The sequence below is a fragment of the Agrobacterium sp. 16-172Ci genome (assembly GCF_053522725.1).
Window position 1 is genome coordinate 136,748 of the sequence record NZ_JBNWBW010000005.1, and the last position, 20,735, is coordinate 157,482.

General features: G+C 61.0%; 20 protein-coding genes. 13 read left to right on the plus strand and 7 right to left on the minus strand.

Annotated elements, in window-relative coordinates; translation table 11 throughout:
* Positions 1–134: 134 nt before the first annotated feature.
* Positions 135–2,255 (minus strand): TonB-dependent siderophore receptor, encoded by a 2,121-nt coding sequence (locus ACQZ40_RS08065; protein WP_448747731.1) that lies wholly within the window; start codon positions 2,253–2,255, stop codon positions 135–137.
* Between the two features lie 221 nt (positions 2,256–2,476).
* Here ACQZ40_RS08065 and ACQZ40_RS08070 point away from each other — a divergent pair, with 221 nt between their 5' ends.
* The 4 genes from ACQZ40_RS08070 to ACQZ40_RS08085 are packed head-to-tail and all read left to right on the plus strand — an operon-like array spanning position 2,477 to position 6,376.
* Positions 2,477–3,487 (plus strand): iron-siderophore ABC transporter substrate-binding protein, encoded by a 1,011-nt coding sequence (locus ACQZ40_RS08070; protein ID WP_020809318.1) that lies wholly within the window; start codon positions 2,477–2,479, stop codon positions 3,485–3,487.
* Between the two features lie 2 nt (positions 3,488–3,489).
* Positions 3,490–4,527, plus strand: coding sequence for a FecCD family ABC transporter permease (locus ACQZ40_RS08075; RefSeq protein WP_448747752.1), 1,038 nt, complete (start codon positions 3,490–3,492; stop codon positions 4,525–4,527).
* The gene (locus ACQZ40_RS08080) at positions 4,524–5,564 is read left to right on the plus strand and encodes a FecCD family ABC transporter permease (protein WP_220317848.1); all 1,041 of its coding nucleotides are present in this window, start codon (positions 4,524–4,526) and stop codon (positions 5,562–5,564) included. The genes ACQZ40_RS08075 and ACQZ40_RS08080 overlap by 4 nt, the downstream gene beginning before the upstream one ends.
* Positions 5,561–6,376 (plus strand): ABC transporter ATP-binding protein, encoded by an 816-nt coding sequence (locus ACQZ40_RS08085; protein ID WP_220317849.1) that lies wholly within the window; start codon positions 5,561–5,563, stop codon positions 6,374–6,376. The genes ACQZ40_RS08080 and ACQZ40_RS08085 overlap by 4 nt, the downstream gene beginning before the upstream one ends.
* On the opposite strand, the gene ACQZ40_RS08090 is transcribed toward ACQZ40_RS08085, so the two are convergent.
* The 3 genes from ACQZ40_RS08090 to ACQZ40_RS08100 all read right to left on the minus strand — a co-directional run bounded on the left by ACQZ40_RS08090 (position 6,377) and on the right by ACQZ40_RS08100 (position 7,949).
* Complete coding sequence (locus ACQZ40_RS08090) at positions 6,377–6,667, minus strand: addiction module antidote protein (RefSeq protein WP_174037857.1); 291 nt, start codon at positions 6,665–6,667, stop codon at positions 6,377–6,379.
* A complete protein-coding gene (locus ACQZ40_RS08095; RefSeq protein ID WP_222857744.1) occupies positions 6,660–6,926 on the minus strand; it encodes a type II toxin-antitoxin system RelE/ParE family toxin in 267 nt (88 codons plus the stop codon). Before ACQZ40_RS08095 ends, ACQZ40_RS08090 begins: the two co-directional genes overlap by 8 nt.
* 150 nt (positions 6,927–7,076) lie before the next feature.
* Positions 7,077–7,949, minus strand: coding sequence for a helix-turn-helix transcriptional regulator (locus ACQZ40_RS08100; protein ID WP_220317850.1), 873 nt, complete (start codon positions 7,947–7,949; stop codon positions 7,077–7,079).
* A gap of 134 nt (positions 7,950–8,083) precedes the next feature.
* Between ACQZ40_RS08100 and ACQZ40_RS08105 the strand changes: the two genes are divergently transcribed.
* From ACQZ40_RS08105 to ACQZ40_RS08130, 6 genes are all read left to right on the plus strand, one after another.
* Complete coding sequence (locus ACQZ40_RS08105; RefSeq protein WP_448747732.1) at positions 8,084–9,298, plus strand: amino acid ABC transporter substrate-binding protein; 1,215 nt, start codon at positions 8,084–8,086, stop codon at positions 9,296–9,298.
* A gap of 70 nt (positions 9,299–9,368) precedes the next feature.
* On the plus strand, positions 9,369–10,241 hold the full coding sequence (locus tag ACQZ40_RS08110) for a branched-chain amino acid ABC transporter permease (protein WP_220317852.1): 873 nt from the start codon (positions 9,369–9,371) through the stop codon (positions 10,239–10,241).
* Positions 10,238–11,146 (plus strand): branched-chain amino acid ABC transporter permease, encoded by a 909-nt coding sequence (locus tag ACQZ40_RS08115; RefSeq protein ID WP_174037863.1) that lies wholly within the window; start codon positions 10,238–10,240, stop codon positions 11,144–11,146. The genes ACQZ40_RS08110 and ACQZ40_RS08115 overlap by 4 nt, the downstream gene beginning before the upstream one ends.
* Entirely contained in the window at positions 11,143–11,871 is a 729-nt protein-coding gene (locus ACQZ40_RS08120) for an ABC transporter ATP-binding protein (protein WP_448747733.1), read from the plus strand. The genes ACQZ40_RS08115 and ACQZ40_RS08120 overlap by 4 nt, the downstream gene beginning before the upstream one ends.
* Positions 11,864–12,586, plus strand: a complete 723-nt coding sequence (locus ACQZ40_RS08125) for an ABC transporter ATP-binding protein (RefSeq protein ID WP_448747734.1) — start codon at positions 11,864–11,866, stop codon at positions 12,584–12,586. The genes ACQZ40_RS08120 and ACQZ40_RS08125 overlap by 8 nt, the downstream gene beginning before the upstream one ends.
* 16 nt (positions 12,587–12,602) lie before the next feature.
* A complete protein-coding gene (locus tag ACQZ40_RS08130; protein ID WP_125146199.1) occupies positions 12,603–14,054 on the plus strand; it encodes an aldehyde dehydrogenase in 1,452 nt (483 codons plus the stop codon).
* Between the two features lie 30 nt (positions 14,055–14,084).
* Here ACQZ40_RS08130 and ACQZ40_RS08135 read toward each other — a convergent pair whose 3' ends face one another.
* Positions 14,085–14,981, minus strand: a complete 897-nt coding sequence (locus tag ACQZ40_RS08135) for a choline sulfate utilization transcriptional regulator (protein WP_448747735.1) — start codon at positions 14,979–14,981, stop codon at positions 14,085–14,087.
* Positions 14,982–15,075: 94 nt separating this feature from the next.
* On the opposite strand from ACQZ40_RS08135, the gene choX reads away from it, so the two are divergent.
* Both choX and betC read left to right on the plus strand, forming a co-directional pair.
* The gene (gene choX, locus ACQZ40_RS08140) at positions 15,076–16,029 is read left to right on the plus strand and encodes a choline ABC transporter substrate-binding protein (RefSeq protein WP_448747736.1); all 954 of its coding nucleotides are present in this window, start codon (positions 15,076–15,078) and stop codon (positions 16,027–16,029) included.
* A gap of 14 nt (positions 16,030–16,043) precedes the next feature.
* Complete coding sequence (gene betC / locus ACQZ40_RS08145) at positions 16,044–17,558, plus strand: choline-sulfatase (RefSeq protein WP_448747737.1); 1,515 nt, start codon at positions 16,044–16,046, stop codon at positions 17,556–17,558.
* 61 nt (positions 17,559–17,619) lie between these two features.
* On the opposite strand, the gene ACQZ40_RS08150 is transcribed toward betC, so the two are convergent.
* Positions 17,620–18,087 (minus strand): hypothetical protein, encoded by a 468-nt coding sequence (locus tag ACQZ40_RS08150; protein WP_448747738.1) that lies wholly within the window; start codon positions 18,085–18,087, stop codon positions 17,620–17,622.
* A 77-nt stretch (positions 18,088–18,164) separates the two neighbouring features.
* Positions 18,165–19,052: an AraC family ligand binding domain-containing protein gene (locus tag ACQZ40_RS08155; protein WP_448747739.1), complete on the minus strand. Its 888-nt coding sequence runs from the start codon at positions 19,050–19,052 to the stop codon at positions 18,165–18,167.
* 197 nt (positions 19,053–19,249) lie between these two features.
* On the opposite strand from ACQZ40_RS08155, the gene melA reads away from it, so the two are divergent.
* Complete coding sequence (gene melA / locus ACQZ40_RS08160) at positions 19,250–20,716, plus strand: alpha-glucosidase/alpha-galactosidase (RefSeq protein ID WP_374997515.1); 1,467 nt, start codon at positions 19,250–19,252, stop codon at positions 20,714–20,716.
* Positions 20,717–20,735 lie beyond the last annotated feature (19 nt).

Sequence of the window (20,735 nt, forward strand, 5' to 3'; positions counted from 1 at the left end):
ATGGGGCTTGTCCCGAGGATCTGCGACCTTCAGACTTGATGAGGCGTGGTTAGATCCTCGGGACGAGCCCGAGGATGACGTGGTGCATTAGGGAAATTATTCAATATATTGAAAAATATTGCTAATATCGATTTTCACCATGTCTTTCGCAAAGTTACGGAAAACGCCCGGCCAGGATTGTAAAAGTCAGCGCCGAACCCGCCATAAGAGACGTGTTTTTCGTTAAAGATGTTGGAAACATTGACGTCCAGCGAGGCGGTTTCCTGAATCTTGTAGCTGAACGCCGCATCCACTGTCACGCTGCTTCCGGTTTCGACCTTGTTGGCATTGTCGAAATAATAAGCGCCCGTATAGCGACCGCCGAGACCGAAGGTCATGTCACCGAAATGGTCGTTGCCCGCAAGCGTGTAGTTGACCCACAGCGAGGCCTGATGCTCGGGCACGAATTGCGGCCGGTTGCCAACGTTACCGCCGGTGCCGTTTTCAGTGATTTCCGCGTCGAGATAGGAATAGGCGGCCGTCAGGCTGAGATTGTCGGTGACTTCCGCCTTGGCTTCGAGATCGAGACCGCGCACACGCACCTCGCCGATGGTCGTCGGCAGGCTGGTGATCGGGCTGGTGACGGTGATGTTGTTCTTCTTCAGATCGTAGATCGACGCGGTGAACAGGGCCGGGAAAGCGTCCGGACGATATTTCACGCCGAGTTCGATCTGTTCGCCGCGTTCGGGCTCTACCGTCAGACCAGATGCCGGCACCACCGACTCGGCGTAGCTGATATAGGGCGCGATTTCATTGGTGACCTTGTAGGACACGCCGATACGCTTGGTCAGTTCGCTGATGTCGCCGCTCGCCGTCGTGCCGTTCAGCCGGTTGGTCTGGTCGGTGTCGATCCAGTCGTTGCGCAGGCCGGCGCTGACGATCAGCCTGTCGAAGAAGGTCAGGTCCTGTTGCAGGTAGATCGCCCTAGTCTTCTGGTCGGTCAGCGAGTTGGAGAAGAGCGGCACCGTGGAGGGTGCGCCGGTATAGACCGGGTTCATCCAGTTGATGCTCGGCGCAGCGCCGAAGTAGTTTTTGCTGCCGGAGGTGTAGTCATTGTAGAAGACGCCGACGAGGCTGCGGCTTTCGACATTTTCAAACCGCGTATCGTATTGCAGGCGCGTGTCGACCAGGAAGTTTTCGGTCTCGGTGTCGTTGCCGAAATAGGACCGGTTGGCGATTGTCGAACCGTTGGTCGGCGTGGACGAGATGTAAGCATAACCGAAGTCCGTATTCGCCTTGCTGTAGCGGGCGTTGGAACTCAGCGTCAGGCCGGAGCCGAAATCGTGGTCGAACATCACGCTCAGCGAATTGCGGTTTGTGCCGCGATAATTGTAGTCCGGTTCGCCGAAGAAACGGCTCCGGTCGAAATGCGAGCCGACGGGATGGCCGCCGCCGCCCGGAACGCCATCCTTGTTGAGATGATCGTAAACTACGGTAAGGCTGGTGACGTCCGTGGGACGCCATGTCAGGCCGCCCATGAAGAATTTCTCGTCGTCGCGGGAATAGTCATATTCCGCATCGGCATTTCTGAGCTTGCCGGTCAGGCGATAGGACAGCGTGTCGTCGCTGGTGATGTTGTCCCCGAAATCGAAGCCGGTTTCGGCGCGGCCATAGGAGCCGCCGGTGACATAGGCTTCACCGAAACGGGTGCGTTTCGGCACCTTGGTGGAGTAATTCACCGAGCCGCCGGGATCTGAGACGCCAAAGGTGGTGGAATTGCCGCCCTTCAGCACTTCAACACGCTCATAGGCATAGGTTTCCTCGCGCAGCGCGCCGAAGGGACGGCCAAGCGTCAACCCGTCGCGATAGGTATAAGCGTCGAAACCGCGAATCTTGAAATAGTCGAACCGGTCGTCGGAGCCGTAAAAATCCGTGGTTACACCGGCGGTATATTGCAGCGCTTCTTCCACGCTCTGCACGCCGCGCTGCTGCATTTCCTTGGCGGTGATGACGGAGACCGAGGCCGGTGTGTCGAGAATATCGGTCGCCATCTTGCTGCCACTCGTCGTGCGGTTGGCGACGATGGACTTCTGGTCATTGTCACCGCTTTCGATGGTGATCCGTTCCAGAACCGTGCTGCTGTTCGTGTTGGCAGCCTCCTGCGCCGGCAAGGGGCCGGGCAGGGTGGCGACAAGCGCCGTGCAGGCAAGCAGCGCCGCATCCTGATAACGACGTCGCGCGGTTTTGCGGTGTCTGCCTTCGGTTTCGATATTCATTCGTATGTTCCAGAAGTTGATGCCCCGATCGCCGCTTCCACGGCCCACTCTCGAAGCGCCCAATAACTTGAGAAAGTTTGTCCGGTATTGTAACTTTTTGCGGTTTTGTACAAAACCCCGGAAATTTCACCGCTGTTGCGACGGCATTTCTTGCCTGGGCTTGACGGAGGCAATTGAAGCTGAGAGTTCAAGTCCACTTTTGAACTTTTGAGAGCTCGCCAATGCTTCGCCCGTTTCGCTGCGTCCTGCCGGTATTTGTGCTTTTCCTGTCGCTGATCGCGCCGAATATGGCCTCGGCGGAGGAGACGACCAGCTATCCCGTCGTCATCAAACATGCTTTCGGCACGACCACGATTGCGAAGAAACCGCAGCGGGTCGCGACTGTCGCTTGGGCCAACCATGAGGTGCCGCTGGCGCTCGGCATAGTGCCCGTCGGTTTTGCGGCGGCCAATTTCGGCGATGATGATGGCGACGGCCTGCTGCCATGGGTGGCGAAGCGGCTTACCGAACTCGAACCGGCAAAGCCTGTGCTGTTCGACGAGGGCGACGGCATCGATTTCGAGGCCGTGGCGGCGACGCAGCCGGATGTCATCCTTGCCGCCTATTCAGGCCTCAGCCAGTCCGACTACGATACGCTGAGCCAGATCGCCCCTGTTGTTGCCTATCCCGTTTCTCCCTGGGCGACGGACTGGCGCGAAATGATCCGGCTGAACAGCGCCGGCCTTGGCATGGTTGCGGAAGGTGAGGAGCTCATCAAACGCATCGAGGGTGAGATCGCGCAGGTCGTTGCCGGCCACCCGCAGTTGAAGGGCAAATCAGCCATGTTCGTCACCCATCTCGACGCCACCAATCTCAGCGTCGTCAATTTCTATACGGCCAATGACACCAGGGTGAAGTTCTTCACCGATCTTGGACTTGCCTCGCCGAAAAGCGTCGTGGAAGCCACGAAGCCGGGGCAATTCGCCGCCGGCGTGAGCGCTGAACGTGTGGATGCCTTCGACGATGTCGATATCGTCGTGACCTATGGCAGTGAGCCGCTGCTGAACGCCATGCGCGCCGATCCGCTTCTCGCCCGCATGCCGGCCGTTGCCAACAATGCCATCGTCATGCTGGGCCGCGACCCGCTCGGCACCGCCTCCAATCCCACGCCGCTGTCGATTTCGTGGGTGTTGAAGGACTATGCCGATCTTCTGGCAAAGGCTGCCGACAAATCCTCCGGGACATCGCAGTGACGATGTCTGGATCCGGCAAAGCGACGGCCGTGCTGCTCGCCGGACGCTCCAACCGCGTGCGAACGGCTTGGCTCGGCGCGGTGCTGGCGCTTCTCTCGCTGCTCTGTGCGCTGTCCGTCGCCATCGGCACGCGTGACGTCTCTTTTGCGGATATTGTTGGCGGGCTCAGCGGCCGCGTCGAGACGGTTGCCGAGGCGGCGGTTGCCGTGCGTTTGCCGCGCACGCTGCTTGCCCTGCTCTCCGGCGCCGCACTCGGGCTGGCCGGGGCCATCATGCAGGGTGTCACGCGCAATCCGCTTGCCGATCCCGGCATTCTCGGTGTGAACATGGGGGCGTCGCTCGCCGTCGTCATCGGCATCGTCTGGTTCGGCATCGCCTCGGCTCAGGCCTTCATCATGGTCGCAATTGCCGGGGCGGGGGTATCAGCGGTTTTCGTTTATGTTGTCGGCTCGCTCGGGCGAGGCGGGGCGACCCCGCTGAAACTCGCACTTGCGGGCGCCGCCACCTCCGTCGCCTTTTCCTCACTCGTCATCGCCGTCGTTCTGCCGCGCAGCGATATTGCCGGCGGCATCCGCTCCTGGCAGATCGGCGGCGTCGGCGGGGCGACTTTCGAGCGCATTGAGACCGTGCTGGCCTTTCTGGCCGCCGGCTTCATCATCAGCCTGCTTTCGGCGCGCAAGCTGAACTCTCTGGCGCTCGGAGATGAACTCGCCGCCGGGCTCGGCGAGAATGTTGCCGTGGCCAGAGCGGTGGCCTCCTTCGGCGCCATCCTGCTCTGCGGTGCAGCTACCGCCATTTGCGGTCCGATCGGTTTTGTCGGGCTGGTGGTGCCGCATCTCTGCCGTCTGCTCGTTGGCGTGGACAATCGCTGGCTGCTGCCGTTCTCGGCGCTTGGGGGGGCGTGCCTGCTGCTTGCCGCCGATATTGTCGGGCGCATCGTGGCGCGACCGTCGGAACTCGATGTCGGCATCGTCACCGCCCTTGTCGGTGCGCCTTTCTTCATCTGGATTGTCAGACGCCAGAGGGTGCGTGAATTGTGACCATATACGCTCCCGTCATCGAAAATCTCGTCTTCAATCGCCATGCCCGTCAGCGCCGGCGTCGCCTTGTCATCGCCGCCCTGTCGGCGCTTCTGATTGCCGCTTTCGCAACGACGCTGATGCTCGGGCAATCCTTCACGCCGCCCGGCGATGTCATTCGCGTTCTGCTGGGGCAGGACATTGCCGGGGTAACCTTCACCGTCGGGCAGTTGCGCCTGCCGCGCGCGCTGCTGTCGATTCTGGCAGGCTTGAGCTTCGGGCTTGGCGGCGTCGCCTTCCAGATCATGCTGCGCAACCCGCTCGCCAGCCCCGATATTATCGGCATCAGTTCCGGGGCGAGCGCGGCGGCCGTTTTTGCCATCGTCGTCCTGCAGATGAACGGGCCGCTGGTCTCGGTCTTCGCCGTCGCGGCCGGTCTTGGCGTCGCGCTCCTCGTCTATCTCCTGTCCTTCCGCAACGGCGTGGCCGGAACGCGGCTGATCCTTGTCGGCATCGGCGTATCAGCCATGCTGGAAAGCTTCATCGCCTATATCCTCTCCGTCGCGCCAGCATGGACGCTGCAGGAGGCGATGCGCTGGCTGACCGGCAGCGTCAACGGCGCGAAAATCGCGCAACTGCTGCCGCTCCTCCTCGCGCTCATCCTTTTCGGCGGCCTGCTCCTCAGCCGTGCGCGTGATCTGGAAGCGTTGAGACTGGGGGACGACGCTGCCGCAGCGCTTGGTGTGCGGGTGGGGCGAACCCGGATCATCGTCATCATCGCCGCCGTGGGCATGATCGCCTTTGCAACGGCGGTGTCGGGCCCCATCGCGTTTGTCGCATTCCTCTCCGGGCCGATTGCGGCGCGCATTGTCGGCAGCAACGGCTCGCTGCTCCTTCCTGCGGCGCTTGTTGGGGCGGCGCTGGTGCTGGTGGGCGATTATTGTGGCCAGTTCCTGTTGCCGGGCCGTTACCCGGTCGGCGTCGTTACCGGCGCGCTCGGTGCGCCCTATCTGATTTACCTTATCGTGCGGGTCAACCGCAGCGGAGGCTCGTTATGACCGGCCACTCCCTTTCCGTGAACGGCCTGTCGGCAGGCTACGGCGAAAACCTCATCATCGACGGGCTGGATCTTACCATTCCGCGCGGGAAGATCACCGTCATCGTCGGCGCCAATGCCTGCGGCAAATCCACCCTGCTGCGCAGCATGTCGCGGCTCATTGCGCCGCGCGCCGGTCAGGTTCTGCTCGATGGAAAATCGATCCATCGTCTTCCCTCACGCGACCTCGCACGGCGCATGGGCCTTTTGCCGCAATCGCCGATAGCGCCGGAGGGCATCGTGGTTGCCGATCTCGTCAGCCGTGGCCGGTACCCGCATCACGGCCTGTTCGCCCGCTGGTCGCGGCAGGACGACGAGGCCGTCGCCGCAGCCCTTGTCGCAACCGATACGGTGGAACTGGCCGAGCGGCCGGTGGACGAGCTTTCCGGCGGCCAGCGGCAACGCGTCTGGATCGCCATGGCGCTCGCCCAGCAGACAGACATATTGCTGCTGGATGAACCGACCACCTTCCTCGATATCAGCCACCAGGTCGAGGTGCTGGATCTTCTGACCGACCTCAACCACGCCCGCGAGACCACCATCGTCATGGTGCTGCACGACCTCAATCTCGCAGCCCGTTATGCCGATCATCTCGTCGCCATGAGGGACGGGAAGCTGCATGTCGTCGGCACGCCGGAGGACGTATTGACAGAGGAGAATGTCCGCCACGTCTTCGGCATCGAAAGCCGAGTCATCGAAGATCCGACCTCTGGCAAGCCGATGATGCTGCCGATCGGGCGGCACCGGACGGTGGCTGATGACGTCCGGCGCTGATCATGCCGCCTTGTGTTTGCTGGTCAGCTGAAAGCCCAGGGAGTTGAGGACGGCTATCGTTGTCTCTAACGTGGGATTCCCAGCCTCGCTGAGCGATTTGTAAAGATGCTCTCTGGCAAGTCCGGTTTCACGCGCCACCTGCGTCATACCCTTTGCGCGCGCGACAACACCAAGCGCATTTGCGATGTATGCCGCATCATTAGTTGCGAACGCATCCTCCAGAAACACCTCAATGGCTTCATCGCTCTTGAGGTGTTCGGCGGGATCAAAGTTCGTAAACTTCTCAATCATCGTCATCACTCCATTGCGCAGCAATCTGCTTGGCGGCTTTGATGTCCTTCTCCTGCGTACTCTTGTCCCCGCCACAGAGGAGAACGATAACGACATCGCCCGACCTGACGAAATAGATCCGATAGCCCGGTCCGTAATGGATGCGCAATTCGCTGACGCCCTCGCCAACGGGAGCGACATCGCCTGCGTTACCAAAGGACAGTCTATTCAGGCGGGACGTAATCAGAGCCTTGCCCCGCTCATCCTTATTGTAATTCAAACTGTAATTTATAAGTTACAAAATGTGAAGTTGAAATATTGAAACTGAAATCGGGCAAGTGAAGGATGCTGCCAGTCAGGCCGCACAAGAAGGCGGCCGGACTGTAATGATAGCAATAGGCGATGGACATTACATCCTTATGCCAAGACGTCACGGCCAGGCCGCATAAGATGGCGGCGGCACGTGCTGCATTCGCGTTGCCGTTCTCCTGAAACGGCCGGGAGACGTGCCCTCGTTGCGGGTGAAGAAGCGATTGAAATAGCCGGGGTCCTGAAATCCCAATCGGAATGCGATTTCAGCCACTTGCAGCGATGAGTTCAGAAGAAGGTCACGCGCTTCGGACAACAGTTCCCGATGAATATAGGCCTGCGGCGAAAGCCCCGTCGCCTTGCGCACCGCAAATCCCAGCCGTTCGCGGTTGACGCCGAGTTGCCTTGCATAATCTTCCACGCCCCATTGATCGCGTTTGTGCTGGCTGACCAGCAGCACAAAGCGCTCGGTGAGGCTGCCGGGCGTTGAGACGGCTGCGGCAATATCGGCTATGGCGTGCTGGCAGATGCGAATGAGGGTGACGGAGAGCAGGCTGGCGATGATCGTGTCCGAACCGGTTGTCGCGCGGACATTTTCGCGGGCGATGGTCTCGAGATAACCCGCAAGTTCCTGCCGGTCTTTCTCCGCCGGCGCCTGCGTCAGAACACGCTGCAATATATTGCGCACGGCGCTTGCGCTCGTGCCGGTGGGCATCGCATGGGCAAGCCCGATTTCGCTCGTCCTCAGCAGCGATCCACGGCTTCCGGCAGTCAGCCGCAGGCGGCCGGCGGGGCCGATGGGCAGCCAGACGAGCTCCGGTGCCACAACGGGCAGCGTCTTTTCACCTTGGAGAATTTCCGCTTCCCCGGCGGACAGGAGAAGCAGATGGGCGCTGTCCGATTCCAGCCGGAATTCGGAGATGCGCAGCGTCGAGGCGAGGGTGCGCGCCGTGATCTCCACGCGATGGCCGGCAATCTGGCGATGCAGCGGCATACGGCCTCCAAAAGTGCAATAATGCACTACACTAGTGCATTTTATATGCGGCTGTCATTGCTAAACTTTGGCCAGCGCAGGGGAAAGCCTTGAGGAGAACGGCAACCCCGATAAGGCGCTTTGGGAGGAACATCATGAATAGTCTGAAGCGCAGAACGCTGTTCTGCCTGCTCTCCGGTGCTGCCTTGTCGGCGGTATCTTTCGGTCACGCCATTGCGCAGGACCGTACCTCGGTGAAGATCGGTTATGCCGTTTCAAAAAGCGGCGCCAATGCCACGGGTGCTGGCATCACCACCATTCCGAACTACAAGTTATGGGTGAAGGAGGTCAACGATGCCGGTGGCCTCACCCTGCCGGATGGCAAGCGCCTGCCGGTGGAAGTGGTGGAATATGACGACCGCTCCTCGGCCGAGGATGCCGTGCGGTTCACCGAGCGTCTGGCCAGCCAGGACAAGGTCGATTTCATTCTGCCGCCCTGGGGCACGGGCTTCAATCTGGCTGTTGCGCCGCTTTACGACCGTTTCGGTTATCCACAACTGGCCGTGACCGGCGTTACCGACAAGGCGCCCGATTTCGCGGCGCGCTGGAAAAAGAGCTTCTGGATGCTGGGCGGTGGTCATGACTATGCGAATGCGCTCGCCGACGTTTTGAAAGCCGCACGCGAGGCCGGCCAGATCAACGAAAAGGTCGCGGTGATTTCCGTGGCTGACGGTTTTGGCATCGATCTCATCAAAGCCGCGCGGCCGGCGCTGAAGGAAGCTGGTTTTACGCTTGCCTATGACAAGACCTATCCGGTCGGCACTTCCGATTTCGCCGCACTGGTGAACGAGGCGGCGGCGAGCGGTGCGGACAGCTTCATCGCCTTTTCCTATCCGCCTGACAGTTTTGCGGTGACGAAACAGGCGCAGACGGCGAAGTTCAACCCGAAGGTCCTTTATGTCGGCGTCGGCGGTGCTTTCCCTATCTTCCCGAAGGTTTCCGATGGCAAGCAGGAAGGCGTGATCAGCATCGGCGGCGTCGATGGCAGCAGCGACAAGATCGAGGATTATTTCAAACGCCACGAAGCCCTCATCGGCACCAAGCCGGACAGCTGGGCAAGCGCCATCACCTATGCGAGCCTCGAAATGCTGGCCCAGTCCATCCAGCGCGTCGGCCTCGACAAGGCGGCCGTGGCAAATGAGCTTTCGACCGGAAGCTTCGAGACTGTGATCGGCCCGGTCAAGCTTGAAGACAACCAGCTTCGCCAGCTCTGGTGGGCCGGGCAATGGCAGGGTGACCGTTTCGTGGCGATTGCGCCCGCAGACCGCGCAGGCGCGGCCAAGCCGGTCATTCCGAAGCCGCAATGGTGAGCCTTTGCCGGCCGGGGCCGTGAACCCCGGCCGGAAGGCTTCGGCCATCTTCCTTACTGGAGATATTCCCTTGTTCTTATCCACCCTCATCTTCGGCTTGATGCTGGGAGGGACCTATGCGCTGATCGCGCTTGGACTTTCGCTGCAATATGGCATTGCCCGCATCATGAACCTTGCCTATGGCGAGGTGCTGATTGCGGCTGCCTTCATCACCTTCGTGCTGTTTTCCGGCTATGGCCTGTCGCCGCTCTGGTCGCTCTTCATCATCGTGCCGCTCGGTTACGCCCTGTCTTTCGTCATCTACCGGGTCATGATGCGGCCGCTGGTGCGCCGTTCGGGCGGCTCCGGCCGTCTGGAAGTCGATTCCATTCTGGCGACCTTCGGGCTGCTCTTCGTTATCCAGGGCATTATGCTCGTGGCGTTCGGCGGCAACTACCATTCCTATTCCTATCTATCCGATGGCGTCGACATCTTCGGCACGACGGTGGCGCTGAATCGGCTCCTGTCCTTCGGCCTGTCGGTCGCAATCGGCGGCGGGCTTTATCTGGCGCTCACCCACAGCCGCTGGGGCCTTAACCTGCGGGCGGTGGCGCTTGCGCCCAAATCTGCGCCGCTGGTCGGCATTGATGTGAACCGTGTGGCTTCGATCGGCTTTGCGCTTGGCGGCGCACTCGCCGTGGCTGGCGGAGTGATGATCTCGATGTACCAGACCTTTTCCGCCTCCTATGGCGTGGTTTTCACCATGAAGGCGCTTGTCGTCGTCATCATGGGCGGTGTCGGCAATCTGCTTGGCGCGCTGGTGGCCGGCCTGCTGCTCGGCCTCGTGGAAACTTTTGTGCTTGTTTATGTCGATCCCGGCCTCACGCTTGCCGCCACCTATCTGCTCTTTCTCGTGGTGCTGCTCTGGCGTCCGGAAGGCATCTTCGCAAGGAGGGGCAAATGATCCCGCTTCTCATCGGCCTTGCCGCAGCCGCGCTGCTGGCGCTTTCCCCTTTCTTCTTCGATGCCTATGGCATCGGCGTCATCATCGGCCTTCTCGGTTATGCGACGCTTGCCTCCGCCTGGGCGATGTTCTCCGGCCCGACGCGCTATATTTCGCTCGCCACCGTCGCCTTCTTCGGTGTCGGGGCCTATACGGTTGCGGTGCTGAGCGAGGTTTTGCCCTGGCCGCTGGTGCTTCTGTGCGCGGCCCTTGTCGGCGCGGCGCTGGCGCTTGTTGTCGGGCTTTCCACGCTGCGCGTCGCCGGCATTTATTTCGTGATCTTTTCCTTTGGCCTTGCCGAACTCATCCGCCAGCTCATCACCTGGTATGAGGTGAATGTGACCGGCACGCTCGGGCGTTACATCTTCCTGCCGCTGGAGCCGCAACACGTACTCTGGCAATTGCTGGCGCTGGCTGTCATCACCCTCCTGCTGGCAATCCTCATCGACCGCAGCAAGCTCGGACTGGCATTGAAGGCAATCGGTGACGACGAGGTCGTGGCCGCCCATGCGGGCATTAATCTCGCCCGCACCAAGCTGACGCTCTTCGTGCTGTCGGCCACGATCATCACGCTTGTCGGCGCCATTCAAGCCCCGCGCTGGGTCTATATCGAGCCGGCCATCGTCTTTAATCCGCAGGTATCGTTCCTCACCGTCATCATGGCGTTGCTTGGCGGAGCCACACGCCGCTGGGGACCCATTCTCGGTGCGGTGCCGCTGTTCCTGCTGTTCGAGTGGCTGGGCGCGAACTTCCCCAACCATTTTTCCATCATCCTCGGCGCTCTCTTCATCCTCATTGTCTTCGTGCTGCCGGATGGCGTGCTGGCGGCGCTGGAGAAATTGCGCAAAAAGGAGAAAGCCGCATGAGCGCCGTTCTCGAAATCACCGATATCCGCAAGACCTTCGGCGGGCTGAAGGCGGTGGATGGCCTTGGCCTCACCATCGAGGCCGGCGAGGTCGTCGGGCTGCTCGGCCCGAACGGTTCCGGCAAGACGACGCTGATGAACCTGATCTCCGGGGCGCTGAAGCCCACTGAAGGATCGATCCGGCTCAAAGGGCAGGAGATTGCGGGCAGGCGGCCGGATGTGATTGCGCGCGCCGGCGTGGCGCGCACCTTCCAGCTTGTGCGGCTTTTGCCTTCGCTTCCCCTGCTCGAAAACGTTGCCGTATCGGCCATGTTCGGCCCGCAGCGGCTTTCACGCCCCGAGGCGGAGAAGGTCGCGCGCGCCTGCCTCGAAAGAATAGGCCTTGCCGGGCGGGAAACCATGCCGGCCGGCGATCTAACCTATATCGACCAGAAACGCCTTGAACTGGCGCGTGCGCTGGCGGGCGAACCGAAGCTTCTGCTTCTCGATGAATGGCTTGCGGGTCTCAACCCCACGGAGCTGCAGGAAGGGATAGCGCTGATCCGGCGGCTGGCGTCCGAGGGAACGACGATCCTGCTGGTGGAACATATCATGGCTGCTGTGCGCGCACTCTGCCCGCGCTCCGTGGTCATGGCCGCCGGTCGCAAGATCGCTGACGGGCCGACGGCAGCGATGCTTGACGATCCGCAGGTCATTTCCGCCTATCTAGGAGCGCCACATGCTTGAAATAGATGCACTGACAATTCGCTATGGCAAACATCTCGCGGTTGACTGCATATCGCTCAATGTCGCCAAGGGCGAAACGGTGGTGTTGCTCGGCGCCAATGGTGCTGGCAAGTCGTCGCTGCTGAAAGCGGTCGGCGGCATGGTGGCGTCGGCCTCGGGCGACGTGCGCGTCAATGGCGCGTCTCTTGCCGCTGTCCCCGTGCATCAGATTGTGGAGCGGGGCGTGGCGCTGGTGCCGGAGGGACGCGGAATTTTCGCGGCGCTGACGGTGGAGGACAATCTCCGTCTCGGGGCCAACCCCCGCCATGCCCGCTCAGCGGAAAAGGCGACACGAGAGCACATTTTTTCGCTGTTTCCCCGCCTTGCCGAGCGTCGGCAGCAGCTGGCCGGCACCATGTCCGGCGGCGAACAGCAGATGGTCGCCATTGGGCGGGCGCTGATGTCGGCCCCGGATTATCTGTTGCTGGACGAGCCGAGCCTTGGCCTTGCGCCCATCGTCACGCAGGAGCTTTTTGCCGCTTTGGCGGAGATCAAGAAGAGCGGTCTTTCCATTCTGCTTGTGGAGCAGAATGTGCGCGAAAGCCTCGCACTTGCCGATCGCGGATATTTGCTGGAAGCAGGGCGGATTGTCGGGGCAGGCACGGCTGAGGCCCTGTCCGCCGATCCCGCCGTGCAACGGGCGTTTCTTGGCGGCACCACCGCCGCCATTGTCTGAATTCAGGAGGAAGACCATGCAGACAGTCAATCTTTTCATCGGCGGCGACCATTGCCCGGCCACAAGCGGCAAGCGTTTCGAACGCAGCAACCCCATCACCGGCGATGTGGCGACGAGTGCTGCGGCGGCAACGGTGGAGGACGCCACCCGGGCAGCCGATGCCGCGGCGGCCGCTTTCCCGGTCTGGTCGGCAACGCCGCCCGGTGAACGCCGCCGCCTGCTTCTGGCTGCCGCACAGGCGCTTCTCGCCGCCGGGCCTGACATTACCCAGGCGATGAAGGAAGAAATCGGCGCAACCGATGCCTGGGCCGGTTTCAACGTCAAACTGGCAAGCGACATGCTGGTAGAGGCGGCAAGCCTGACGACCCAGATCAAGGGAGAGGTCATCCCTTCCAACCGTCCCGGAACCATGGCGATGGCGCTGCGCCAGCCCGCCGGTGTCGTGCTGTCCATCGCGCCGTGGAACGCGCCGGTCATTCTCGGCGTGCGCTCCATCGCCACGCCGCTCGCCTGCGGCAATACGGTTGTCATGAAGACCTCGGAACTGTGCCCGCGCACCCATGCGCTGATCATTGAAGCCGTCGCTTCGGCGGGTCTGCCCAAGGGCGTGCTCAACGCCGTCTCCAATGCGCCCGAAGATGCGGCAAAGATCGTCGATACGCTTATCGCACACCCCGCCGTCAGACGCGTGAATTTCACCGGCTCGACCCGCGTTGGCCGGGTGATTGCCGAAACGGCCGGCCGTTATCTGAAACCCGCTTTGCTGGAGCTTGGCGGCAAGGCGCCGTTCATCGTGCTTGATGACGCCGATATCGATGCGGCTGTCGCGGCTGCCGCTTTCGGCGCTTATATGAACCAGGGCCAGATCTGCATGTCGACGGAGCGCATCATCGTGCTCGACAGCGTCGCCGATGCATTTGTGGAGGCCTTCGCCAAGAAAGCTTCGAGCCTTACTGCTGGCGATCCGCGTGAAGGCAAAACACCGCTCGGCTCGCTGGTCAGTGCGGAGGCGACATCCCGCATTCGGTCGTTGGTGGATGACGCTGTCTCCAAGGGCGCTCGGCAGGTTGCCGGTGGCGGCGGCAACGGCACGATGCTCGATGCGATTGCCGTCGATGGCGTCACTCCCGCCATGCGGCTCTATGCGGAGGAAAGTTTCGGTCCTGTCGTCTCCATCATCAGGGCCGGCAGCATCGATGAGGCGGTGAGCATCGCAAACGAAACCGAGTTCGGTCTTTCCGCCGCGATTTTCGGCAGGGATCAGGCACGGGCGCTTGCCATTGCCGCCCGCATCGAAAGCGGCATTTGCCACATCAACGGCCCCACCGTTCACGATGAGGCGCAGATGCCCTTCGGCGGGGTCAAGGCTTCCGGTTACGGCCGCTTCGGCGGTACGGCGGGCATTGCGGAATTCACCGAGCTACGCTGGGTCACGCTGCAGGACGGGCCGCTGCATTTTCCGATCTGAACAGGAAACGGTACAGGGTGGCGGGCGGCGTCATCGCCGCTCGTCGATCAGCCAGCCGGTGAGTTTCCTCACCGCGCTGTCGCTGCTTTTCGGCCGCATCAGCCAGTAGCCGCGTCCCGGTGCGTCAAGGCTTGGGCCTGCCGTCACCAGCACGCCGGCCTCAAGCAACGGATCGACCAGTCCCGCCCAGCCGAGCGCGAAACCCTGTTCGCCGATGGTTGCCTGCACCACCATGGTGTAATTGTTGAAGCTGATGTCGCCGCCATCATGCTCGGCCGTTCTCTGGACGCCAAAATGCTTGAAATAGGAAGGCCAGTCGAACCAGTGCGCCTGCGAGGTGTTTTCGAGGTGGATGAGTTTCCGCCGTGAAAAATCCGCAACGGTTGCGGGTGCCGGTGTCTCGGCCAGCAGGGCAGGCGAGCAGACCGGCGTGACCTTTTCCGAAAGCAGCAATACCGCCCCGTCGCCCGCCTCCTGCCGCGTGCCGAAAATAATCATCACGTCGCTATCGTGTTTGCCCTGGCCCAGCGGGTCCTGCGTTGCGACGATCTGGATATTGATGTCAGGATTGAGCGCGCGAAAACCATGCATGCGCGGGATGAGCCATAAGGAGGAGAAGGCATAGTCCGTGTGCAGGCGGATGGTCTGGCGCTCCTCCGTCCGGCGCAGCTGCTGCGCCAGAAGGTCGATGGCGTCGACATTGCGCGAGACAATCTCGAACAGCCGCTGGCCCTCCGTCGTCAGTTCGATACCGCGATGTTTACGGCGGATGAGGGTTACCCCCAGTTCCTCCTCCAGCCGGCGAATCTGATAACTGACGGCCGGCTGCGTCAGCCGCAGGGATGCAGCCGCCGCCGTCAGGCTGCCGCGGCGGGCAACCTCGGTGAAAATGCGCATCCATCCCAGATCGAGCGGCCTGTCTGACATTAAAATTCCTTATATCAACTATCGAAAAATACCCGCTTCACAGGCAAAAGCAACGTGGTGTTCAATAAACTGGATTGATAAAAGGGGAGCCGCAATGAAAACCGTTTCTCATCTGCATCGCATCGCCGCCGGTCTTTTTCTGTCCGTGGCGGCCTTCTCCACCCCGCTTCAGGCGGCCGATGACACGGCCTGCAAGACGATCCGTCTCAGCGATCCGGGCTGGACCGACATCACCGCCACCAATGGCGTTGCCTCCGTGCTGCTCGATGCCTTGGGTTATGAAGCCGACGTCAAGACGCTGTCGGTGCCGATCGGTTATCAGGCGATGAAGAATGGCGAAATCGACGTTTTCCTTGGCAACTGGATGCCGGCGCAGAAATCCTTCGTGGACGATCTGAACGCCGCCAAGGCGGCCGAGGTGATGACGAAGAACCTCGAAGGGGCTAAATTCACGCTGGCGGTCCCGGCCTATATGGCGGAAAAGGGCGTCAAGGATTTCGCCGATCTCGCCAAACATGCCGATGAATTCGAAAGCAAGATTTACGGCATCGAGCCCGGTGCACCGGCCAACCAGAATATCCAGAAGATCATCGACGCCAATGATTTCGGCCTGAAAGGCTGGCAGCTCGTCGAATCCGGCGAACAGGCCATGCTGGCGCAGGTGGAGCGGGCGGGCAGGGACAAGAGGGCCGTGGTCTTCCTCGCCTGGGCGCCGCATCCGATGAATGAGAAGATCGATATTGCCTATCTCTCCGGCGGTGACGCCTATTTCGGTCCGAATTTCGGCGGCGCGGAAGTCTATACCCTTGCCCGCACCGGCTGGCCGCAGCAATGCCCCAATGCGGCAACGCTGTTCAAGAACCTGAAATTCGATATCGGCATGGAAAACAGCCTTATGGGCTCCATTCTCGGTGGTGAGGATTCGAAGGCGGCGGCAGCTGCATGGCTGAAGGCCAATCCGAAAGCGCTGGACGGCTGGCTGCAGGGCGTTACCACGCTGGATGGCAAGCCGGGTGCGGACGCCGTCAAAGGCAAGCTTGGTCTCTAAGCCGGAAAGTGGAAATGCCGCGTCCCAATATCCTGATCCTGATGGCCGACCAGTTCAACGGGACGTTTTTTCCCGATGGTCCGGCCGATTTTCTGCACGCACCCCATCTGAAAGCCTTGGCGGAGCGGTCTGTCCGCTTCGCCAACACCTATACGGCAAGCCCGCTCTGCGCACCGGCCCGCGCCTCTTTCATGTCCGGGCAATTGCCGAGCCGCACGCGGGTTTACGATAATGCCGCCGAATTCGCTTCTGATATCCCGACCTATGCGCACCACCTGCGGGCGGCGGGTTATTACACCGGCCTTTCGGGAAAGATGCATTTCGTCGGCCCGGACCAGCTGCATGGCTTCGAGGAGCGCCTGACGACGGATATTTATCCCGCCGATTTCGGCTGGACACCCGACTATACCAGGCCGGGCGAGCGCATCGACTGGTGGTATCACAATCTCGGTTCGGTCACCGGCGCAGGCGTCGCCGAAATCACCAACCAGATGGAATATGACGACGAGGTGGCCTACCACGCCACCCGCAAGCTCTACGATCTGTCGCGTCGTTTAGACGACCGGCCGTGGTGCCTGACGGTCAGCTTCACCCACCCGCACGACCCCTATGTGGCGCGGCGCAAATTCTGGGACCTCTACGAAGACTGCCCCGAGCTTGATCCGCAGACATCGGCGATTGCCTTCGACGAGCAGGATCCGCATTCGAAACGGTTGCTGGAAGCCTGCGATCACGAAGCTTTCGATATTTCACCGGAGCAGATACGCCGGGCACGGCGCGGTTATTTTGCCAATATCTCCTATATTGACGAAAAGATCGGCGAAATTCTCGACGTGCTGAAGGCGACGCGGATGGAGGAGGACACGATCATCCTCTTCCTGTCCGACCATGGCGACATGCTGGGCGAGCGCGGGCTGTGGTTCAAGATGTGTTTCTTCGAAGGTTCCGCCCGCGTGCCCTTGATGGTGGCCGCGCCGGGCTGGCAGCCGGCCCTGATCGACACGCCGGTCTCAACGCTCGATGTGACGCCGACGCTCTGCGGTCTGGCGGGGCTCGATATCACCTCGCTCAAACGCTGGACGGATGGTGAAGATCTGGCGGCGCTGGCGGCGGGAACTGGCGAGCGCGGCCCGGTGCCGATGGAATATGCCGCCGAAGGCTCGATAGCACCGCTCGTCGCCCTTCGCGACGGCCGCTACAAGCTGTCGGTCTGCGAGGGCGATCCGCCGTTGCTCTATGATATCGAGGCGGACCCTGAGGAGCGGATGAACCTCGCCGGCGATCCTGCTTTCAGCGCCGTTCTTTCATCGCTTTCCGCTGAAATCGACCGGCGCTGGCAGCTCCCGGTTTTCGACGCGGCGGTGCGGGAAAGCCAGGCGCGGCGCTGGGTGGTCTACAAGGCGTTGCGCAACGGCGCTTATTACCCTTGGGACTACCAGCCTTTGCAGAAGGCCTCCGAGCGCTATATGCGCAACCACATGGACCTCAACGTGCTGGAGGAAAACCAGCGGTATCCGCGCGGGGAATGAAGCGGGCAGGGCGGATCGCGCCCCATTTTTAGGTTCGTCGCCAATGGAAGCGACCTGCTTTTCATCGCAGCGACGCGAGAAGCCGGAGCCTGACCCAGTTCAGTGCCGCAAGTTTGAAGCGATGGTAGAATGAACGCGCGAAACGCACATAGCGCATGATCCATGCGAGCCAGGGATAGGTGAGGAGCTTTTCCCGGCCGGCGTGATAAATGCGCTCGACGATCAGGAATGTCGCGAGATGGGCAAGGACCGTCAGAACCAGCCCCGCTTTGACGGCGCCATGGGCAATGAGGACGAGACCGATGATCTTCATGGGTTCGGCGATGGCGAAGGGCACCGCAAGGCAAAGGAGAATGGCAAGACGCGGCAATCGCGCGATCCGGCTTTCCAGTCGCTTGATGAATGTCAGCCCGGATATGGCCCTGATGACGGGCCGGTAGAGCGGGCGGAAAATGCCGTCGAGGATGAGGGCGAAAACGATGATCGCCCGAAGCGGAAAGACGAGGATCGTCCGGATTATGCTCTTCACCTCGGCGGGTCTCCAAAAAGGGCGTAACGCCCATCCTTAATCGCCTGAAACATGTCAAAACGAAGTCGTTTTGTCGTTCAGCTCTGCCGCACGCTCGCATACATGCCGGTGGTGCGAAATTCGCTCGGATTGGTGCCGTAGAGCCTGCGAAAGACCTTGGAGAAATAGTTCGGATCCTCGAAACCGCACAGCACCGACACCTCCTTGATGGGAAGGTTGGCCGCCGAGGTGAGAAGCTTCGCCGCCCGACGCAGGCGTCGCTGCAGCACGAATTCCGCTGGCGAAAGGCCTTCGCTTGCCGCGAAGATTCGGGAAAAATGCGCGCGGCTGAGGCCTGCCACCGCCGCAAGGTCGCTGACCGAAAGCCGTTCGCCGAGATGGCTGTCGATGTAGCTCAGCACCTGTTGCATGGTACGATATTCGCCGCCGAAAGAAGGATGAGAACCGAAGACATCGTCATAAAGCGTCATCGCCGCCTGATAAGCGACGGCGGAGGCGGCGCCTGGCGTTTCCGCGCCATTGACGAGGCGCGAGCAGCATTCGGCAAGATGATCCACGGTCTCGGGCTGGAGCTTGAGGATCGGGCCGGTGACGGAGAGGATATTGCGGTGAATGCGCAGAGCTTCCTCGCCATTCATGGAAATCCAGAAGAATTCCCACTCCTTGCCTTCTTCCAGCCAGTAGCGGTGATTGTGCGGTATGAGCAGCAGCAGGGTTTCGCCCGGCCTCACCACATAGTGGCGGTTCTCGTAACGCAGGTTGCCCTGTCCGGCGATGCAATATTGCAGCACGGTAAAAGGCGTCTGGCCGCGTTTGCGCCCGTCCCAGTCGTAATTGCCACTGCGGCGGATTTCATAACCGCTGCTGGTCGGCATGGTGTGCAGCGTCTGGCGGCCGCGCGGCAGCGAAACTGTTCGCATGCCGGGTCCCTGATCGATCAAATCCTGCAGCACAAAATTACCCATGAAAGCATAATCCTTCTCTGGTCCTCGCGGATATTATACGCATAATCCCGATCCGAGGAGACAGCCAGCGGGATATTGCTGCTGAAAAATTGGGAGTAAGGCCGGTTTTCCGGGATTCTTACGGGTATTTTTCTGCAACACCATTTTACGATCCTGCGGCCCGTTTCACCCGTTCGATTTGCAACAGAGGTGGCGTTATGAGTTTCAAAATCGCTATTATTGGCGCAGGCAGCGTCGGTTTCACGAAAAAGCTGTTCACCGATCTCCTGTGTGTGCCGGAGTTTCGCGATATCGAAGTCGCGCTGACGGATATCAGCCAGCACAATCTGGATATGATCAGGGCGATCCTTGAAAAGATCGTTGAGGCCAATGGTTTCCCCGTCAAGGTGACGGCCGATACCGACCGCAGGCGGGCGCTGGAGGGCGCCAAATATATCATCAGCTGCGTACGGGTCGGCGGGCTGGAAGCCTATGCGGACGATATCCGCATTCCGCTGAAATACGGCATCGACCAGTGCGTGGGCGATACGATCTGCGCCGGCGGCATTCTCTACGGTCAGCGCAACATTCCCGTCATTCTGGATTTCTGCAAGGATATCCGCGAGGTCGCCGCACCGGGTGCGAAATTCCTGAACTATGCCAACCCTATGGCGATGAACACCTGGGCGGCCATCGAATATGGCAAGGTGGATACGGTCGGTCTCTGCCACGGCGTTCAGCACGGCGCGGAACAGATTGCCGAAATTCTCGGGGCGAAAAGTGTGTCCGAGCTGGATTACATCTGCTCCGGTATCAACCACCAGACATGGTTCATCGATCTGAGGCTCAACGGTCGCAAGATTGGCAAGGACGAGCTGGTCGCCGCCTTCGAGGCGCATCCGGTCTTCTCGCAGCAGGAGAAGCTGCGCATCGACGTGCTGAAGCGGTTCGGTGTCTATTCGACCGAAAGCAACGGGCACCTCTCCGAATATCTGCCGTGGTATCGCAAGCGGCCGGAGGAAATCGCCCGCTGGATCGACATGTCCGACTGGATTCACGGCGAAACCGGCGGTTACCTGCGCCATTCCACCGAGACGCGCAACTGGTTCGAAACCGAGTTTCCGCAGTTCCTCGCCTCGGCCGCAAAGCCCATCGATCCGGCCAAGCGCTCCAATGAACATGCAAGCCATATTCTGGAGGCACTTGAGACGGGGCGTGTCTATCGCGGCCATTTCAACGTCAAGAACAATGGCGTCATCAGCAATCTGCCAGCAGATGCCATCATCGAATCCCCCGGTTTCGTCGACCGTTTCGGCATCAACATGGTCTCAGGCGTAACCCTGCCGGAAGCCTGTGCGGCCACCTGCATGGCCTCCATCAACGTGCAGCGCATGTCCGTGCATGCGGCGGTGAGAGGCGATATCGATCTTTTGAAGCTTGCCGTGCTGCACGATCCGCTGGTCGGCGCCGTCGCCACACCGGAGGAGGTCTGGCAGATGGTGGATGAGATGGTTGTCGCACAGGCGCGCTGGCTGCCGCAATATGCCCATGCCGTGCCGGCGGCGAAGGAGCGGCTTGCGAAATCCAGCGTCAAGACCCGCGACTGGGCCGGTGCCGCACGCCGCAATGTGCGTTCCATCGAAGAATTGCGGGCCGAAAAATCGGCGCTGAAAAAGGCTGTTTGAAGGAAAAGGCATGGGAACA